Source organism: Butyricicoccus sp. AM78-15b2TA, from assembly GCF_027665985.1.
Classification (GTDB): domain Bacteria; phylum Bacillota; class Clostridia; order Oscillospirales; family Butyricicoccaceae; genus Agathobaculum; species Agathobaculum butyriciproducens.
Window position 1 is genome coordinate 16,986 of the sequence record NZ_JAQEHY010000020.1, and the last position, 18,483, is coordinate 35,468.

Genomic DNA, 18,483 nt, shown 5'->3' on the forward strand with positions numbered 1-18,483 from the left:
GCGTAAATCCTTTCTGCGATTCTATCAAATTTGTTTTATGTATGAACAACTCATATCCTATATAAAGGTCGATTATGCCCCTATCAGCGTCATGACCACATAGAGTACGATAAGCAGGAGCGCAAGACACATTGCACAGAAAACGGCAATCGTCGTTTTGACCCTGTGCCGCTCCTTTAATGTCAGAACCATCATTGCAAGTACATCAAAGGAAAAGAAGAACTGGCAGATTCCAGCTAAAACCGCCAACCATTTCGGATGTATGCCGTCTTTGCATGACTTTATCAGATAAGCGATAGCATAGGGAGCTGCCCCTAATAGAATCCCGTATCCCAAAATCAAAAAAACAATGGTTACCAGTCCGAACAACGCCATCAGCGGCAATGGGAAGAATGCCATCAGCGTTACATATACAGTGATGCTCCCTCCGATCAGGTAGAACGGGATTAGTCCATACTTGATAATCAAAGTGCAGTTCAGCAATGTTTTTCTCGACCACTTTCTTCCTACGGTCAGCACAACAATCAAATTGACGATCCCCATAATAAAGGGCAGAAGGATCGATACTATCTGCAATGTGATTGCATTGCCAAAATGAACTGCCAAAAGAAAGAATGTATAAGACACAATTACATAGAGTACCGGGAGGATATAAGTCATTTAGCAGCCTCCTTTCTGCGCCGGATCAACCAGAGAATCAGCCAGATCAAGCAGACTGGGAACGAGAACAAGCCCAAAATAAAAACTCCGGCTCCAAACGATCCGAGTATTGAGTCCCCGGTGGCGATATTGCTGATGATTCCGAACAGTGCCAGACCAACGCTGAAAGAGAGCCAGCAAAAGAAAGCATATTTACTCTCTTTGGCGCTTGCGGGTATTCTTGATTCTCCCTTTTTATTTCCAAGCTGGGTTTTTAGCTGTTCGCTTAGAAGTCGTTCCTGCTTCTCTAATTCAGTGTCTCCGATCGCCCTTGCGTAATCTTCACGAAGTAGGTGATACCCCAGTTTATCCTGCGTATTTTTTGCTCGATGCAAAAACTGCTCCAAAGTTTCTTCCGCTTCTGTCCAGCGCTGTTGTTCCAGCAGAGCGGAGAACCAGTTCGCTGTAATGATGTTTTTGGAATGCTTGCTGAGTGCCCAAGGACGCCAGCGATTCAATCCCTGTTTCAAATTCTCAAGATTATGGTCGCTTTGATACGCCACCACATAGGGGTTAAGTTTCTTTGCCAGCCAGTGTTCATATTTGCAATATGCGAAAAAGCATAGAGCAAGCAGCGCAAGAAACACTACAACAGCAATCCACATAGTCTCGTAAGAAAAAAAGTGATCATATATCAGGCACGCAGCTCCGGAGAGAGCCGCAATGCTGAAAATTGGCCATGGATTTCTCATAATAGCAATATCTCCAATCATCTGTTTGAATAAAGATTCCGATATGGTCAAATTGTCATATCTATATGCAAACATTATAGCATTTGCATCATCTTTCGTCATCATTTTTCTGCTGTACGGCTAGGAATTTAATTGATATTACATGATATATTATTTCATAAGATTGACAAAGAAGAATGTTTGTGCTATTCTATATAAAAATATATCTCCAAAGGGGAGCAAGATATGAACTTTCATTTAACCGATCAGCGTAAAAAGAAAATCAACTCTGTACAATCCAAACCGATGAAACATTGTGCAGAGTATAGCGTATAAATGACGCATTTCGATTTCATCGGGAAGCCATAAAGGGGATTTTATACCCATTTTGAGAAAATGGCTTTCCATGCAGTTATAATGTGTACGAGGCTATGGACAATGTTTTGTCCATAGCCTTTTGTTTTTGGCGTTGCTATGCCAAAGGCAGAAGGCGGATACACTTGTGTATCTCTGCTTTCTGCCTTTTCTTTTTTCCAAATATATTAAGAAAGGTTTTTTAAAAATGAGCTTATTAGAAATTGAAGGACTAACACATTCTTTTGGTGAAAACCTGCTTTACAAAAATGCAGGCTTCACACTCAATAGAGGAGAACATATTGGCATTGTCGGGCAGAACGGAACCGGCAAAAGCACTTTAATCAAAATCTGTACAGAGCAGATCATACCAGACAGCGGGCGCATTGTCTGGCAACCGAATACTACGATTGGCTATTTAGACCAATATGCGGAAATCGACCATACCTTAACGATGAAAGAATTTCTCAAATCCGCTTTCACAAAGTTATTTGAAATGGAGGCACAGGCGTTGCAGCTCTATGAAAAAGCTGCTGACGGTGATATGAAAAGCCTTGAACTGGCCGCCCGTTATCAGGAACAGCTTGAAGCCCATGACTTTTATTCGATAGATACCGCTATTGATCGTGTCGCCAATGGGTTAGGACTTCTTGCGATTGGCCTTGACCGTCCGATTGCTGAAATGAGTGGCGGCCAGCGAGCAAAAGTGATTTTGGCAAAGCTACTGCTTGAAAAACCAGATGTATTGCTATTAGATGAGCCGACAAATTTTCTTGATAAAGATCATGTTGCATGGCTGGCGGAATACCTATCCTCTTTGGAAAATGCTTTTTTAGTTGTTTCCCATGATTTTGACTTTTTGGATAAAATCGCAAATCGTATCTGCGATATAGATAATGACACAATAACAAAGTATTATGGCACTTATTCTGAATTTCTGCGAAAAAAGACACTGTTGCGGGAAGATTACATTCGTCAATACTCAGCGCAACAAAAGGAGATCAAAAAAACAGAGGAGTTCATTAGGAAAAATATTGCTGGACGAAAAGCAAAAATGGCGAGAGGGCGACAAAAACAGCTTGATCGAATGGACAAAATGGAGGCTTTGGAACAGAAAGAGATTATTCCTTATTTTCATTTTCCTGTTTTACCGCTGACAAATACGGAGCATCTGCTGGTCAAACATCTGGCAGTTGGTTATCACTATCCAGTTCTATCAGATATTGATTTTAGCATAAAAGGCGGGCAAAAAGTTGTTATCACTGGCTTTAATGGAATTGGGAAATCTACTTTGCTCAAGACATTAATTGGACAAATCCCGTCCATGCAAGGTCATTTCAAATTTTCCGATCAAGTTACCCTTGGATATTTTGAGCAGGACTTAATATGGGACGAACCTGAACAGACACCAATTCAAATTGTTTCCAATGTCCATCCTGATATGGTCATAAAAGATGTTCGCAAACATTTAGCCCGGTGTGGAATTTCCAGTAAGCACGCAATGCAAGCGATTGGAACATTAAGTGGAGGTGAGCAGGCGAAAGTAAAAATGTGTTTGCTAACACTGATTCCCTGCAATTTTCTAATTATGGACGAACCCACAAATCATCTGGATGTTCAGGCAAAGGAAGCATTGAAATCAGCTCTTATGGATTTTGCGGGTACTGTATTGCTCGTATCACATGAAGAAGCATTTTATCGTGAGTGGGCACAGAGAGTTATTAGTGTCGAGAAATAGAAAATAGAATTAAGTATAGTATGAGGTCTATGATTTTCTGCTGAAGAATTGGCATAAATTGAAATTCAGTCCCCCGATCCAGACCGAAGTAGCCATAGAGCGAAAAATCAATCCCAAACGAATGCAGCGCGAAATTCAAAGTCAACTGCAAGATAAAGGCATTGGCACAAAGGCACAGCAGGCGTTGAAACTCCAGCATGAGCAATGTAAGCTGGAACGGAAAACCAAGAGCCGTGAGCAGAAAGAGGCTGAGAAAGACCGTCAGTTTGCCATACGGCAGGAAAAGAAGAAAGCCAAGCACAGAGGAAGATAACATGAAGATAGAATGGATTTTATGCCCCTTTTGCGGCAGCAAAACGCGATTGAAAATCCGCGATGATACAGTACTGGAAAACTTTCCGTTATATTGTCCTAAATGCAAACATGAAACCCTGATTACGGTAAGAAAACTAAATTTATCCATCGTTCAAGAGCCAGACGCACAGACGCAGAGCCGATAATACACAAGGTAAATTCACTTGTGGTTATCGGTCCTTTTTTATTTCAATATACGACGAGAGCCTGCCCCGCCCAATGGGGAAAGAAAAAAACCGTAGCTGGGCAGGTTGATTTTGTGCGCTTACTCTACTTACTTTGGCGGCGGTTTTGAGAAATCAGAGCCGCCGTTTCTTTGCGTTTACACAAACCTATAACGACTTGCAGGGACACGGTAGCCGATTGGAGGTTATTTTGCCGTGTCTCGTTTGCTTTTTCAAAGCTCACATGATCTACATCAGTTAAAAAAAGCATTGCTCCTCCTCCGGGCAAGTATAACATTGCATCGGCATTATCGTTCCATGTAATTCAGTATAATAATGGCTGTTCTTGGCGCGCCAGTTTTCCCTCACGGAAATCTGGCGTTTTTTGTTGCCATTTTTTCGGAGATGACCCGGTTGTCTGCCGTTGTCGGTCTCCGCCTCTATTCGATCCACCCGTCAATCACCCGTGAATCGAAATGGAGGTACATAATGAAGAAAATTAACCTTCGGGAACTTTATCCTAATGTTTATACAACAGACTTTTTTGTAGATGTGACAGAGGAAGTAATGGAGACTATTCGAGCAGCTGAACGTGCGGAAGCTGCGTATGAGCGAAAGCTGTATCGCTATAAGGCGTACTACTCCCTGGACTGCGACAACGGCATTGAAAATGCGATTCTGATGAAGCCCCAGACACCGGAGATGCTTCTGGAGGAAAAACAGTTTCAGGAGCAGGTCTATGCCGCTGTGATGAAGCTGCCGGAGAAACAGGCAAAGCGAATTTATGCCCGATACTATCTGGGAATGACGGTAAATGAAATTGCCGAAGTAGAAGGTGTAGACCCAAGCCGTGTCCGAGACAGTATCCGCCGTGGATTAAAGCAGCTTGTAAAATATTTTTGATAAAATTTCATTTGATGCGCCTGTTTTTTGCCTTTTTTGTCAGTGTTAATAAGAAGGACAAGTTTTCCTCCTTCATAAGTACATTGACAATCGAATAGACAGCACAACAGGTACATAACCCATGTACGAGCGAATATGAAACGCCGCGAAGATGGAGCAGTCAGGGAGGTGATGAAAGAACTGCTTCGGAGCGATCTACGATTTCATAAAACGGATTGTGGCAGATCCGGCGCGATGACTGCATGGGGGCTTAAAGATACTTCCTCACGGCCCGCCAAAGACTTGGGGGGAACCCTGTGGCACACGATACGAACGATGCTGCGGAGTTATGACAGCCGCGCCAGCGGAGACCTGTTGTGTTCCCATCGTCAGGGGGCGTGGCAAATGTGACGAAAGCTGAGAAATATAAATAGGAAGCGTTTGCCGCTTTCTGTTCAAAATCAGATACCATGCGCTGGCAGTTTCGGCTGCCAGCGTATTCATGTGATTTTGAACAAACACGATGACAAACTTGACAGATTGGAGGAAATATGCTTTATGGAAAAACTTATTACGCGAAAAGAAGCGGCAGAAATTTTGGGTATCAGCATTGCAACGCTGGACGCGGCCCGTAACAATGGCCTTATTTCTTATGTGCAATATGTGCAGAATGGCTGTGTGTATTTTACCTCAGCGGGACTTCAGGAGTATATCGCAAAATGCACCCACAGAGCAAAGCCAGCAGAAAAGAACGCAACTTATCGTAAACCTCGCAGAGCTGGAGTGTGAGCCGGTCCGTATCCTTGTCGAAATCATAATGGTCTGATAAAACATAGATACAACCCTGGAGTCTATTCTTAGGAGGTGACGGAATTGGCCAAACGGCAAACAATAATTCCTCAATATGGCACAGTTATGAAAAGAGGTGTCCTATATTATAGGACCAGAATCAAAGACGCGAATGGTAAGCTCGTAGCTATCTACGCAAAAACACCTGAAGAACTATACAACAAAGAAACGCTTGCGTTGGAACAGATTGAGAATGCCACTTTTCATCGGAAAACGCCCACAGTTGCAGAGTATTGTGAAAAGTGGCTGCTGATGCAGTCGGTTCATGTACGAGCTACTACTTTGACGGATTACACCTCAAAGGTTAGGCGGCATATTATAGCGGAATTGGGAGATAAACGGATGGGTGAGGTTAGCCTGGATGATATTCAGCTTGCCCTTGTTCCGGTTTCCAAAAAATCTGCATCGGTTTATAAATCTGTGGTAATCCTTTACAAATCTATCTTTCGCGCAGCGATGGAAAGCAGGATTATTGACCACAACCCAACGATTTATCTGACAACAAAAGGTGGCGGTGTTCCACAAGAGGATCGTCAGGCTTTGACAGATGAACAGGTGGAGCGCCTTTTGGATGCTATCCGAGATTTGCCGCCTTATGTCTTTGTCATGATTGGTTTATATGCAGGGCTACGCCGGGAAGAAATTCTTGCTCTGCAATGGGATTCAGTATATCTGGATACAGATACTCCATATCTGACAGTAAGACGGGCATGGCACACCGAACATAACAGACCGGTGATTTCGGATGAATTGAAAACCAAGGCTGCGGAGAGAAATATCCCCCTTCCTGTTTGCTTGGCTGAGTGTTTGAAAGCAGCAAAGGAAACTTCGACTTCGGAGTATGTGGTTTCAAACAGGGATGGCGAACCGCTGTCCTACACGCAGTTTAAGCGACTTTGGCAGTATATTGTTACGAGGACGGTCAAGGAGCGGAGCTATTATCGGTATGAAGATGGAAAAAGAGTAAAGCATACTGTCACACCTGTCTTGGGAGAAAAGGCTGCTCATAACGGAAAAGTGGTTTACAGTCTGGACTTTGAAGTAACACCCCATCAGCTGCGGCATACTTACATTACCAATCTCATTCATGCATCGGTAGATCCCAAAACGGTTCAATACCTGGCAGGCCATGAAAGCAGCAAGATTACCATGGACATTTATGCAAAGGTTAAGTACAACAGACCAGATGAGCTGGTCAGATCAATGAACTGTGCGTTTGCAAGCTGGGATGCAGCACAGTAATAACAAATAGGAAATGAAGCAGGAGCGAGGCAAGGATGTCTCGCTCTTTGTTTTACCTCAGCCGTATCTTTGATTAAGTCGAGGCTTTCTGATAAAAAGAGAGTGTAGATACGGAGACTACACATTATCAAGAAAGGACGATCAAAGATGGCAAAAAAGAAAACACAGATCCCGAAGTACGGGACCATTACATTGAAAGGAATCCAGTATTACAGAACCAGGATTACGGATGCAGATGGCAAAGAGTTGAGTTTGTATGCCGCAACTTGTGAAGAATTGTATGAGAAGCAGTTAGAGGCCCGGAAGCAGGTGGAAGAAATTATCTTTCATCGACAGCACCCGACAGTAGCCGAGTATGGAGAGAAGTGGCTGCTGATGCAGTCGGCAAAGGTGTCTGCGTCTACACTCAGAGGTTATACGAGGGATATGACAAACTATATCATAAAACCTCTGGGAGAGATGTATATGGAAGAAGTGACCGCTGACGATATTCGGCTGGCGCTTGTTCCATTGTCAAAGAAATCGGAAGGTTTATACAATAAGGTCAATATGCTACTCAAGTGCATTTTTTATGCGGCAGAGAGAAACCAAATTCTTGAACACAATCCCTGTGCGGGAATATCGGGCAAGGGCGGAAAACCATCAAAAAAGAGAGAGGCATTGACAGATCAGCAGGTAGCCGTGCTTCTGGATACAGTCAAGGGGCTTCCTCCATATTTGTTTATTATGCTCGGTTTGTATTCCGGTCTGCGCCGGGAAGAAATTCTTGCACTGCAATGGGATTGTGTATTTCTGGACGAGGATACACCTTATCTATCGGTGAGGCGGGCATGGCGTACAGAGCATAACAGACCCGTGGTTTCTACCGTGCTAAAGACTCCGGCGGCAAAAAGGGATATTCCGATACCGAAGTGTTTGGTGGATTGTCTGAGAGAAGCGAAAGAAAATTCCATATCAGATTATGTGATCGCTGACAGTAAAGGAGAGCCACTGGCTGCTTCGCAGTTTCAAAGAGTGTGGCAGTATGTCGTTGTTCGCTCCACTAAGCCCCGGAACTATTATAAGTATGTGAATGGGCAGAGCATCAAATACACGGTTACCCCAACGCTGGGCATGACCCAGAAAAATCAACCCAAAATCAGATATACGCTGGACTTTGATGTAACCCCGCATCAGCTGCGGCACACTTACATTACCAATCTTCTCTATGCTGGTGTTGATCCAAAGACCGTCCAATACCTTGCCGGACACGAAAACAGCAAAACAACTATGGACATCTATGCAAAAGTGAAGTACAATAAACCAGAGGAGTTGTTTGGGGTAGTAAATGGTGCGTTTCATCAGGCTATTGCTGAATGAAAAAAGGCCGTTTTTTATGGTCCGCACACCGGATAACTGAGAGGCAGAAAGCCGGAAAAGCCCGGAATATCAAGGGAAAACAGCTCAAAAACTCGCGCAGTACGGCCTGAAGGCTGCACGTCGTGCACCGCAGTTCTCCAAGCGCTAATCTACAGCTTAATAATGCTAAAAAGCCCGGAAATACACCATTTTCCGGGCTTTTTCTATACCCAAAATTCTATCTGGACTGTTCGGCTTTGATGGAATTTGAACGGAAATTTATGGGTTTATAATGGTCAAATTACTGGTGGACAAGCCCATTTTGACCTCTTATGGGTTAAATTACTGGTGGACAATAGGAGTAAATGAAGTCCAATTTTGCCGTCAACGTACGAACACATACTTGACTGATTTACATAGAGCCTTGGCTCATTCTTTGAAAACGAGAATGGGTCGAGGCTCTATTTTTTTTCGCCCGAAATCCGGCGAGACAAATTTGAGCAGGAGGTAACAGATATGACGGATTTCAATCAGAAGACCCATGACACCGATGCGAGCAGTCATGGCGGACAGTCGAGGCAGATGATGGAGGTGTTCGAAAATCAGGAGTTTGGTTCAATCCGCGTGTTACAGGAGGCGGGCAAGACCTTCTTCTGTGCAAGCGATGTGGCGAAAGCGTTGGGGTATGTGAATCCATACGCCGCAGTGAAACGCCATTGCAGAGGCCCCCTAACGAAACGCGAGGGGGTCGTTCAGAAGGTGAATCAGTATGGGGATGCTGGAGAGCAGGTCGTTGAAATCGCCTTTATCACAGAAGGCGATGTTTACAGGCTGATCGTTCACAGCAAGCTGCCATCGGCAGAACGATTTGAACACTGGGTGTTTGATGAAGTTCTCCCTTCCATCCGCAAGCATGGTGTGTATATGAGCGATTCCATTTTGGATCAGGTGATTCAGCATCCGGATGTCATCTACACTCTGGCGCAGGAGCTTGTAGCCGAGAGAGAGCAGCTTGAGGGTATCCGTAAACAGCTGGATGCGGCGCAGCCCAAGGCAGACTACTTCGACACCTTTGTAAATTCGGAGGATTGCACCTGCATCCGGAATTTTTGTAAGGGAATCGGAATCTCGGAGAAGACGGCAGTGGCTCTCTTACTGGATCACCGCTATCTGTACCGCAGTCCAAGCGGCTGGCTGATGCCTTTTGCAGACAAATCTGCAAGGGGTTATTTTATTGCCCGGGATTGCTACGGCAGAAGCGGAAAGCTGGTTCAGCAGACGAGAGTGACCTGCAAGGGAAAGAATCATCTCTTCAAGTTGTTTAAGAAATGGGGTGTGATCGAATGACGCTTTTTACTGAGGGACGACTTCAGGCATTTGAACGCATGATGCAGGATACCGGTAAATACCATCGTCGGGAGGAAAACGAAGATCGTCCGCGCAAATGTCCGAAGAAAAAAGTGGAGCCTGCGAAAAAGGATGGTGAGCACCATGCCGGTATTCAGGGTTGAGAAAAACAGCAATTACACAACGATGTGCAATTACCACCTGCGGGATCAGGGTCTCAGCCTGAAAGGAAAAGGACTTCTCTCTATGCTGCTCAGTTTGCCGGACACATGGAACTATTCGGTACGGGGATTATCTTCGATTACGCCGGACGGCGTAGATGGAGTGCTTACGGCCCTGAAAGAGCTGGAGCGTCTTGGGTATCTGGAAAGGAACCAGCAGCGTGAGAGCAACGGTTGGATGGGCAGAGCAGAGTATGTGATTTATGAGATGCCGAGGAAAAAGCCGTGTACGGAAAAGACGTATACGGTAAATCCGGATACGGTAAATCCCGTGCAATTAAGTACTAATAGAACAAGTACTGATACAATCAATAAAAGAGAGAAGAAGGAAATCCAGCACCGGTATGGCTCATATGAAAATGTCCTTCTCTCTGACACAGAATACGGCAAGCTCCGGCAGGAGTTTCCAGGTGATTATCAGATGCGGGTGGAACGGCTCTCTGAGTATATGGCCTCCACCGGCATAAGCTACAAAAATCACCTTGCCACAATCCGGAGCTAGGCAAAGAGAGAAAAGCCGAAGTATAACCCGGCAGACTACACATTTGAGGAAGGAGACAGCCTTTGAGTGACATGGTGCCTGAGGTTTTAAATGCGGCGTTGGATTCGCTCTTTACGCCGAAAGAACCCGGAGAGCAGGAATACAAGGGCGAAGATGGTCTGCTGTATTGTCGGAGCTGCCACACGCCGGTGCAGTGCAGGGTAAAGCTCTGGGGCAGAGACAAGATTGTTCCCTGCCTTTGCAGATGCCAGCAGGAAGCGATGGCAGAGAAGAAACGCCAGGATGAGCTGGTGGAGCGGCAGCGTAAAATCAGGCAGCTGAAGGCAACGGGGATTCAGGAAAAACATCTTCTGGAATGGAATTTTGCCGTTGCAGAAGATAATAAGGATATCCAGATGGCAAATCTACACGCTGAAAGCCTTAGAAAACCAGCACAGGGATGCGACACCGGAGGAACAGGAAACGCTGGCTAATTATGTAGGCTGGGGCGGACTGGCAGATGCCTTCGACGCAGAGAAATCTGCCTGGACTGGCGAATATAAGGAACTGAAAGCAGCTCTCACGGAAGAAGAATATGCCGCGGCCAGAGCTTCTACTCTGAATGCGCATTACACCAGTCCTACCGTGATCCGTGCAATCTATGAAGCGTTGGACGGTATGGGATTTGAGAAAGGCAACCTTCTGGAACCGTCGATGGGTGTCGGCAACTTTTTTGGTATGCTGCCGGATTCCATGCTGGGAAGCAGACTGTATGGTGTGGAACTGGATTCCATTACCGGGCGCATTGCGCAGAAGCTGTATCCGCAGGCAGAAATCAAGGTGGCAGGCTTTGAGACCACTGACCGGCGCGATTTCTATGATCTGGCCGTGGGCAATGTGCTTTTTTGGCAACTATCGTGTCAGTGATAAGCCCTATGATAAACTCGGTTTTTCTATCCACAACTATTTCTTTGCCAAGGCGTTGGATCAGGTTCGTCCCGGTGGCATCGTGGCCTTTGTTACCAGTCGCTATACGATGGATTCCAAGAATCCGGACGCGCGAAAGTATCTGGCGCAGCGGGCAGAACTGCTGGGAGCCATTCGACTTCCCAACAACGCATTCCGTGCCAATGCCGGTACAGATGTAGTGTCGGATATCATTTTTCTGCAAAGGAGAGACCATCCCATTGATATCGAACCGGACTGGGTACATCTGGGACTGACATCGGAGGGTATTGCCCTCAACAGCTACTTTGTTGACCACCCGGAAATGGTGCGGGGTGAGATTACAACGGAAAGCACCCAGTATGGCAAGGAAGAATGTACGGTCATTCCGATTCCGGATAGACCAGCTGCATGAGGCTGTGCAGCACATCGGCGGTCACTATGAAGCGCAGGAGCTGGCACCGGAGGAAGAGCTGTCCTTGCAGGGCGAAACCATTCCGGCAGACCCCAATGTGAAGAACTTCTCCTATGCCGTGGAGGATGGAGATGTCTACTTCCGTGAGAACAGCATCATGCGAAAGGCTGACCTTTCTGCGACAGCCACCGGCAGGATCAAGGGTATGGTGGAGCTTCGTACCATTGTGCAGGAACTGATCGACTACCAGCTGAACGACTATCCGGAGGACGCGATTGCCCAGAAACAGCGGGAACTTAATGTAGCTTATGACCGATTCGCCGATCAGTATGGGCTTATCAACTCTCGTGCAAATGCGCAGGCTTTTTCGGAAGATTCATCGTATTATCTGCTTTGCTCTCTGGAAAACGTAGATGAAAATGGCAGGCTGGAATCCAAGGCGGATATGTTCACCAAACGGACGATTCGACCGGAACGGGCTGTTACCAGCGTAGACACTCCGGCTGAAGCTCTGGCAATCTCTATCGGGGAGCGCGGCAGAGTGGATTTGCCCTATATGTCGGAGCTTTTAGGTACACCGGGGGAATATGAAAAAATCCAGCAGGAACTGCATGGTGTCATTTTCAAAGACCCGATGTCGCAGGACAGCGAGGAAAACGGCTGGATGACGGCTGATGAATATCTGTCCGGCAATGTCCGGGAAAAGCTCCGCGTGGCAGAACTGGCTGCGGCTTCTGACCCTGCCTTTGCAGTGAACACGGAATATTTGAAGAAAGCACAGCCGAAAGACCTGGATGCGTCGGAGATTGATATGCGCCTTGGTGCCACATGGGTCAATCGGGATTATATCCAGCAGTTTATGGAAGAAACCTTTGAACCGCCGTTTTACCTGCGCCGAAACATTGAAGTGAAATTCTCTCCCATGACGGCAGAATGGCAGATCACCGGCAAGAGTACACCGAGCCGGAATGATGTCCATGCCTATATGACCTACGGCACCAGCCGAGCCAACGCCTACCGGATTCTGGAGGATACGCTGAATCTGCGGGATATCCGTATCTACGATATGGTGGAGGATGCAGACGGCAAGCAGAAGCGGGTGCTGAACAAAAAGGAGACCACTCTCGCCCAGCAGAAACAACAGGCCATTAAGGATGCGTTCCAGAACTGGGTGTGGAAAGACCCTTATCGTCGTGCGGAACTTGTGGAAAAGTATAATGAGTTGTTCAACAGTACTCGTCCCCGTGAGTACGATGGCTCCCATATCCGCTTTGGCGGTATGAATCCGGAAATCCGGTTACGGGAACACCAGCAGAATGCCATCGCTCATGTGCTGTACAGCGGCAATACGCTGCTGGCCCACGAAGTGGGTGCCGGCAAGACCTTCGAGATGGCAGCTTCTGCTATGGAGGCAAAACGGCTGGGACTGTGCCAGAAATCCATGTTTGTCGTTCCGAATCATCTGACCCTTCAGTGGGCAAACGAGTTCCTGCGCCTGTATCCGAGTGCGAAACTGCTGGTGGCAAGCAAAAAGGACTTTGAAACCGCCCGCAGAAAGAAGTTCTGCGCACGAATTGCCACTGGTGATTACGATGCAGTTATCATCGGGCATTCCCAGTTTGAGAAAATCCCGGTGTCCGCAGAACGGCAGGAGCGGATTTTGACTGCCCAAATTGATGAAATCGAAAACGCCATTGCTGAGATGAAGTCCCAGAATGGCGAGCGTTTCTCCATCAAACAGATGGAAAAGACCCGGAAAGGATTGGAGGCGAGATTGGAAAAACTCCGGGCAACTGACCGAAAGGACGATGTGATTACCTTTGAACAGCTGGGCGTAGACCGGCTGTTCGTAGACGAAGCGCACGCATTTAAGAACTTGTTCCTCTACACAAAAATGCGCAATGTCGCAGGCTTGTCCACATCGGAAGCGCAGAAATATTCGGATATGTTTATGAAGTGCCAGTATATGGACGAGTTGACAGGAGGGCGCGGCATCATCTTTGCGACCGGCACCCCGGTCAGCAACAGCATGACGGAGCTTTACACCATGATGCGGTATCTCCAGTACGGCACTTTGCAGCAGAAAGGGCTGACCCATTTCGATAGCTGGGCTTCTACCTTTTTATGAGGAAGGACAGTCGGATAAGCTGACCCAGCTGCTGTTCTGCGACCTCAGCACACCGAAAAACGATGGAACCTTCAACGTGTATGAGGATATCCGCGCCAAACTCATCCAGTCCGGTGTGCCGGAAGAAGAAATCGCATTTATCCATGATGCGGATACCGAGGCAAAAAAGAAGGATTTGTTTGCCAAAGTCCGTACCGGGCAGGTGTGGGTGTTGTTAGGCTCGACACAGAAGATGGGCGCAGGCACGAACGTGCAGGATCGGCTGGTGGCCGTGCATCATCTGGATGTGGGTTGGCGGCCTGCGGACATGACTCAGCGAAATGGTCGAATCATCCGTCAGGGCAACCGCAACAAAGAAGTGCAGGTTTATCAGTATGTGACGGAAGGAACCTTTGATGCCTACCTCTATCAGACACTGGAGAATAAGCAGAAGTTTATCAGTCAGATCATGACCAGCAAATCTCCGGTACGTTCCTGTGACGATGTGGATGAGCAGGCACTTTCCTATGCGGAAATCAAGGCACTTTGTGCAGGAGACCCGCAGATCAAGGAGAAAATGGACTTGGATGTAGATGTTGCCAGACTAAAGGTGCTGAAAGCAGACCATCAGAGCCAGCAGTACCGATTGGAAGATAAGCTGATGAAATATTTCCCTGCGGAGATTGAGAAAACGCAGGGGTTCATCAAAGGCTTTCAGTCGGATATCCGGGCGGTGGCGGCACATCCGTTGCCAGAAGAAGGGTTCTGCGGCATGGAAGTGAATGGCACACGCTTTACTGAAAAAGCCGAGGCCGGTGAAGCAATCCTCGCAGTCTGTGAAGCCAATCAGAGTTTGGAGCCGGTGCCGCTTGGCAGTTACCGTGGTTTCAAGATGGAGCTGACATTTGACAGTTTCCAGAAAGAGTATCAGGTGCTGCTGAAAGGTGAGATGACCCACCTGGTGCCCATCGGCACCAGTGCTAAGGGCGATACCCTGCGTTTGGACAATGCCCTTGCCGGGATTCCTGCAAGATTGGAAAAGGCGGAACAGCAGTTGGACAGTCTTAGGAGCCAGCAGGAAGCGGCGCAGGCCGAGCTTGGAAAGCCGTTCCCCCAGGAGGCAGAACTGGCAGAAAAGAGCGCAAGACTGGCAGAACTGGATGCATTGCTGAATATGGATGACCGTGGAAAAGATGACCCTGACCGTGAAAAAACAACGGAAAAGCCGTCTGTCCTAGCAGAGCTGCGTGACCGTGCCGGTCGCATTCCACCGATGACACATCGGGATGATGAGGAGGTGGCACTATGAGCGTTCGGGAACACTGGATCAATGTCAGAGTAAACTCGGAAGAGCTGGCGAGGATTCGGGAAAAGCAGAAGGAATTGGGTATTCAGAATACCGGTGCCTATATGAGAAAAATGGCAATGGACGGATACTGCGTAAATCTTGATTTGTCAGATGTGGCGCAGGTATCCACTCTTCTTCGCCGATGCAGCAACAACCTGAACCAGTACGCAAAACGCGCCAATGAATCCGGAAGCATCTATGCGGAGGATATCCGGGATTTGCAGAAGCGGCTGGATGAACTCTGGGAGATGCAAAAGCTGATTCTGAAGAGGCTTTCGGCTATTCGCTGACGGCGCAAATGTGCGGGATCTCTACAGCATATGGCACAGATGAAACGGTCTGTGCCGTTACATATTTTTTGGTTTATCTGTTGACATCGTGGTGTTTGGCAAGCGGGTGCGGTAAAATATAGATGAAAAGAAAAACGAGGGGGTGAAATCCGTGAAGATCGTATGTTTTTTGTTGAAGCTGGTGCTGAAAATCCTGTTGCTGCCAGTTGCGTTTCTGCTGCGATTTCTGTGCTTTATCTGGAATCTGCTGATGCAGCTATCCCTGTGGGTGCTTTCGCCGGTCATGCTGTTTGTTCTTGGCTGCGGCATCTATTCGGTGGTACGGGCGAGCTGGACAGATGTGTTCCTGCTGACCCTGATTGAGATGGGACTTTTCGCAGCTGCGGTTGGTGCGGGCGGCATCATGGAACTGATGGAACGGCTGTGTGAGCGTGTAGAGGATGTTTTGACAATTTGAGGTTGAGTGGAGGAATATGAAAATGGCGGCTACAAGACTGATTGCGCTGCATATCAATAAAGGAAAGACGGTAGCGCAATGTCTGGCTGACCGTACTGATTATTCTGAGAATGCAGCCAAGACGGAAGATGGAAAATATATTAGCGCGTATGCCTGTGATGCAAAGACCTGTGATGAATTCCTGCTTTCCAAACGGCAGTATGAGCATATCACAGGAAGAACTCAGGCGCATGATGTGATTGCATATCAGATCCGGCAATCTTTTAAGCCAGGGGAAATCACGCCGGAGGAGGCAAACAAGGTTGGGTATGAGACGGCTATGCGATTCACAAAGGGAAAACACGCATTTATCGTGGCTACCCATGTTGATCGAGCGCACATTCATAACCACATTATTTTTAATTCGACTACATTGGACTGCACCAGAAAATTCCGCGATTTTCACTTATCCGGTCTTGCACTGGCAAGGCTCAGTGATATCGTCTGCCTGGAACACCGGTTGTCGGTCATTATCCGGAAACCCTATGGAGAGCGGCAGAAGAGAACGGAATACCCGGAGAAAAAATCGCAGCGGGATGAAATCTGCGAGGCCATTGATGCAGCATTGGCAAGAAACCCAAAAGACTTCCGGGAACTGATTGGAATTTTGCGGGAAGCAGGATACGAGTATAAAGACGGAAAACAGCCTGCCCTGCGGGGAAAAGGCCGTGCCAGATTTGCTCGTTTCCGCTCTCTTGGCAAAGGATATTCGATTGAAGAACTCTGCGAAGTGATTACCGGGAATGCGGTTTACAAAAGCAAATTTGCAGAGAAAACCCGCACAAGCGCACGGTCTGCACAGGTGCATCAGAAGGCGGAGCTGTCGTTCCTTATTGATGTCCGTGCCAAAACACAGGCGGGCAAAGGCGCAGGATATGCGCGCTGGGCGAAAGTCTTTAATCTGAAGCAGATGGCGAAAGCTATGATGTTCATGGAAGAGCATGGAATCAAGAGCTATGCAGAGCTGAAAGAAAAGACAGATGGAATTTCTGAAAAATGCGCTGCGCTGCTGGAATCTGTAAAAGCAGATGAGGCACGGATGTCAGAAGTGTCGGTGATGCGGAAGCATCTAATCAATTATGCCAAGTCAAAAGATGTTTTTGCCGCGTATAAAGCATCCGGCTACAATCGAGAGTTCTATGAAGCCCATCGGGATACGCTGGCCTTGCGCAACGCAGCGAAAAAGGCATTTGATGCCTATAAGAAAGAGAACGGCTCTGAAAAAAAGCTCCCGCGCATTAGCGAGCTGAATGCAGAGTATGCAATGCTTCTGGAACGAAAGAAAAGCTCCTATACAGAGTACCAAAAGACCAAATCGGAAATGCAGGATTGGCTTGTGGCGCAGAAGATTGTGCAGGAAATCCTGAAAGAGGACGAACAGAAGAAAGAACAGCTGCATGAGCAGGAAGTGCGGCAGGAAGAAGAAAATAAAGAGAATAGTAGATGATAGAATGTCCGGTGCAGCGCGGAAAAATACCACGGGAAGAAATACTTCCATCGGCGCAGATGCTTCTACTGCATTTCATTTATGGAGGCGCACAGGAACTATCTACAAGTCAAGCTGCGAAGGACTTGGAACTGACACCTACTTCTATATCAAGGGCATCGAGACAACTTGAAGAAATGGGATTGCTGCATATCGGGAAAGTCGGTGTGCAGAGAATCATGCAATCTGAGGATTCTCCGAAAACACTGTTCCCCAAAGCAGGAGATAAGTTACTGAACCCAATAAAACGAACAGTTTATATTCCGAAAAAATACGTGGGAACAGATTTGCGGGAAAGCGGATATTCGACATTGGAAGAGTATTCCATGCTGAACGCACCGAATGTCGGATGTTATGCGGCAGAAAGAATCTCTCAATGGAAAGATGTTATGACCAATAGCTTGCAGAATTCGCAGGTGCAAGTGGCCGTAGAGATGTGGAGATACAATCCACGAAAATTGTCCACGCGAAACATTGTAGATGAGCTTTCTTTGGCTCGGTAGAGTATATTTTCCGCGGGGTATTAAAGGCAGCTGCGGACGAGGGATATTTGGACACAGAAGCCATATTTGTAGACAGTACGCACATAAAGGCAAGTGCAAATCTGAAAAAGCAGGCCCGCAAAGCTGTACCCGAAGAAGCAAAGCGCTATGCACACGAATTGTTTGATGAGATAGACAAGGACAGAGAAGCGCACGGAAAGAAGCCCTTCGACGAAAACAACAACGGGAATGATTCCGGCAGTGGAGATAACTCCGGTGAATCGGAAAGGGTAGAAAAGATGGTTTCTACTGCAGACCCGGAATGCGGCGTATTCCACAAGGGCGAACACAAGAAAGTCTTTGCTTATGAAGCGCACACCGCTTGTGACAAGCACAACTTTATTTTAGGTGTACATGTTACGCCAGGAAATATTCACGACAGCGTAGCATTTGATTCTCTGTATGATGATATCTGCCAGCACTACCCTGAACACAAAATCGTTGCAGCCGACAGCGCCTATAAAACCCCTTGGATCTGCAAAAGAATCTTTGAAAGTGGCAGAGTTCTGACTTC

General features: G+C 47.0%; 18 protein-coding genes and 1 pseudogene. 17 read left to right on the top strand and 2 right to left on the bottom strand.

Annotated features, from left to right (window positions below; genetic code table 11):
* Nucleotides 1–72 precede the first annotated feature (72 nt).
* Together PGS25_RS13830 and PGS25_RS13835 are read right to left on the bottom strand one after the other, a co-directional pair.
* Entirely contained in the window at nt 73–660 is a 588-nt protein-coding gene (locus PGS25_RS13830; RefSeq protein WP_004613375.1) for a hypothetical protein, read from the bottom strand.
* Nucleotides 657–1,493, bottom strand: a complete 837-nt coding sequence (locus PGS25_RS13835; RefSeq protein WP_270419121.1) for a ribonuclease III — start codon at nt 1,491–1,493, stop codon at nt 657–659. Before PGS25_RS13835 ends, PGS25_RS13830 begins: the two co-directional genes overlap by 4 nt.
* Nucleotides 1,494–1,872: 379 nt before the next feature.
* Between PGS25_RS13835 and PGS25_RS13840 the strand changes: the two genes are divergently transcribed.
* The 17 genes and pseudogenes from PGS25_RS13840 to PGS25_RS13920 form a co-directional block, all read left to right on the top strand.
* Nucleotides 1,873–3,462 (top strand): ABC-F family ATP-binding cassette domain-containing protein, encoded by a 1,590-nt coding sequence (locus PGS25_RS13840; protein WP_442865308.1) that lies wholly within the window; start codon nt 1,873–1,875, stop codon nt 3,460–3,462.
* A 58-nt stretch (nt 3,463–3,520) separates the two neighbouring features.
* On the top strand, nt 3,521–3,775 hold the full coding sequence (locus PGS25_RS13845) for a YjdF family protein (RefSeq protein ID WP_442865309.1): 255 nt from the start codon (nt 3,521–3,523) through the stop codon (nt 3,773–3,775).
* A gap of 1 nt (nt 3,776) precedes the next feature.
* Nucleotides 3,777–3,962 (top strand): cysteine-rich KTR domain-containing protein, encoded by a 186-nt coding sequence (locus tag PGS25_RS13850; protein WP_117510411.1) that lies wholly within the window; start codon nt 3,777–3,779, stop codon nt 3,960–3,962.
* Nucleotides 3,963–4,469: 507 nt separating this feature from the next.
* Nucleotides 4,470–4,883, top strand: coding sequence for a sigma-70 family RNA polymerase sigma factor (locus PGS25_RS13855; RefSeq protein ID WP_105309547.1), 414 nt, complete (start codon nt 4,470–4,472; stop codon nt 4,881–4,883).
* A gap of 537 nt (nt 4,884–5,420) precedes the next feature.
* Entirely contained in the window at nt 5,421–5,651 is a 231-nt protein-coding gene (locus PGS25_RS13860; RefSeq protein WP_008728422.1) for a helix-turn-helix domain-containing protein, read from the top strand.
* A 126-nt stretch (nt 5,652–5,777) separates the two neighbouring features.
* Nucleotides 5,778–6,953 (top strand): tyrosine-type recombinase/integrase, encoded by a 1,176-nt coding sequence (locus PGS25_RS13865; RefSeq protein WP_370776474.1) that lies wholly within the window; start codon nt 5,778–5,780, stop codon nt 6,951–6,953.
* 147 nt (nt 6,954–7,100) lie between these two features.
* Complete coding sequence (locus PGS25_RS13870; RefSeq protein WP_117552919.1) at nt 7,101–8,312, top strand: tyrosine-type recombinase/integrase; 1,212 nt, start codon at nt 7,101–7,103, stop codon at nt 8,310–8,312.
* Between the two features lie 495 nt (nt 8,313–8,807).
* Nucleotides 8,808–9,638 carry a phage antirepressor KilAC domain-containing protein gene (locus PGS25_RS13875; RefSeq protein WP_270419122.1) on the top strand — a complete coding sequence of 277 codons (831 nt, stop codon included), beginning with the start codon at nt 8,808–8,810 and terminating at the stop codon, nt 9,636–9,638.
* Nucleotides 9,635–9,802 (top strand): hypothetical protein, encoded by a 168-nt coding sequence (locus PGS25_RS13880; RefSeq protein ID WP_270419123.1) that lies wholly within the window; start codon nt 9,635–9,637, stop codon nt 9,800–9,802. The genes PGS25_RS13875 and PGS25_RS13880 overlap by 4 nt, the downstream gene beginning before the upstream one ends.
* A complete protein-coding gene (locus tag PGS25_RS13885; protein ID WP_270419125.1) occupies nt 9,783–10,361 on the top strand; it encodes a helix-turn-helix domain-containing protein in 579 nt (192 codons plus the stop codon). The genes PGS25_RS13880 and PGS25_RS13885 overlap by 20 nt, the downstream gene beginning before the upstream one ends.
* A gap of 260 nt (nt 10,362–10,621) precedes the next feature.
* Nucleotides 10,622–10,834, top strand: coding sequence for a hypothetical protein (locus PGS25_RS13890; protein WP_270419126.1), 213 nt, complete (start codon nt 10,622–10,624; stop codon nt 10,832–10,834).
* Nucleotides 10,835–11,093: 259 nt separating this feature from the next.
* Nucleotides 11,094–15,116: pseudogene (locus PGS25_RS13895) on the top strand (SNF2-related protein).
* Nucleotides 15,113–15,445 carry a plasmid mobilization protein gene (locus PGS25_RS13900; protein ID WP_270419128.1) on the top strand — a complete coding sequence of 111 codons (333 nt, stop codon included), beginning with the start codon at nt 15,113–15,115 and terminating at the stop codon, nt 15,443–15,445. The pseudogene PGS25_RS13895 and the gene PGS25_RS13900 overlap by 4 nt, the downstream one beginning before the upstream one ends.
* A 151-nt stretch (nt 15,446–15,596) precedes the next feature.
* On the top strand, nt 15,597–15,902 hold the full coding sequence (locus PGS25_RS13905; RefSeq protein WP_117963948.1) for a hypothetical protein: 306 nt from the start codon (nt 15,597–15,599) through the stop codon (nt 15,900–15,902).
* A gap of 16 nt (nt 15,903–15,918) precedes the next feature.
* On the top strand, nt 15,919–17,388 hold the full coding sequence (locus PGS25_RS13910) for a relaxase/mobilization nuclease domain-containing protein (RefSeq protein WP_442865310.1): 1,470 nt from the start codon (nt 15,919–15,921) through the stop codon (nt 17,386–17,388).
* Complete coding sequence (locus tag PGS25_RS13915; protein WP_270419130.1) at nt 17,385–17,930, top strand: hypothetical protein; 546 nt, start codon at nt 17,385–17,387, stop codon at nt 17,928–17,930. Before PGS25_RS13910 ends, PGS25_RS13915 begins: the two co-directional genes overlap by 4 nt.
* A 47-nt stretch (nt 17,931–17,977) precedes the next feature.
* Nucleotides 17,978–18,483, top strand: a 506-nt coding sequence (locus PGS25_RS13920) for a transposase (RefSeq protein ID WP_270419132.1), incomplete at its 3' end; no start/stop codon positions are given.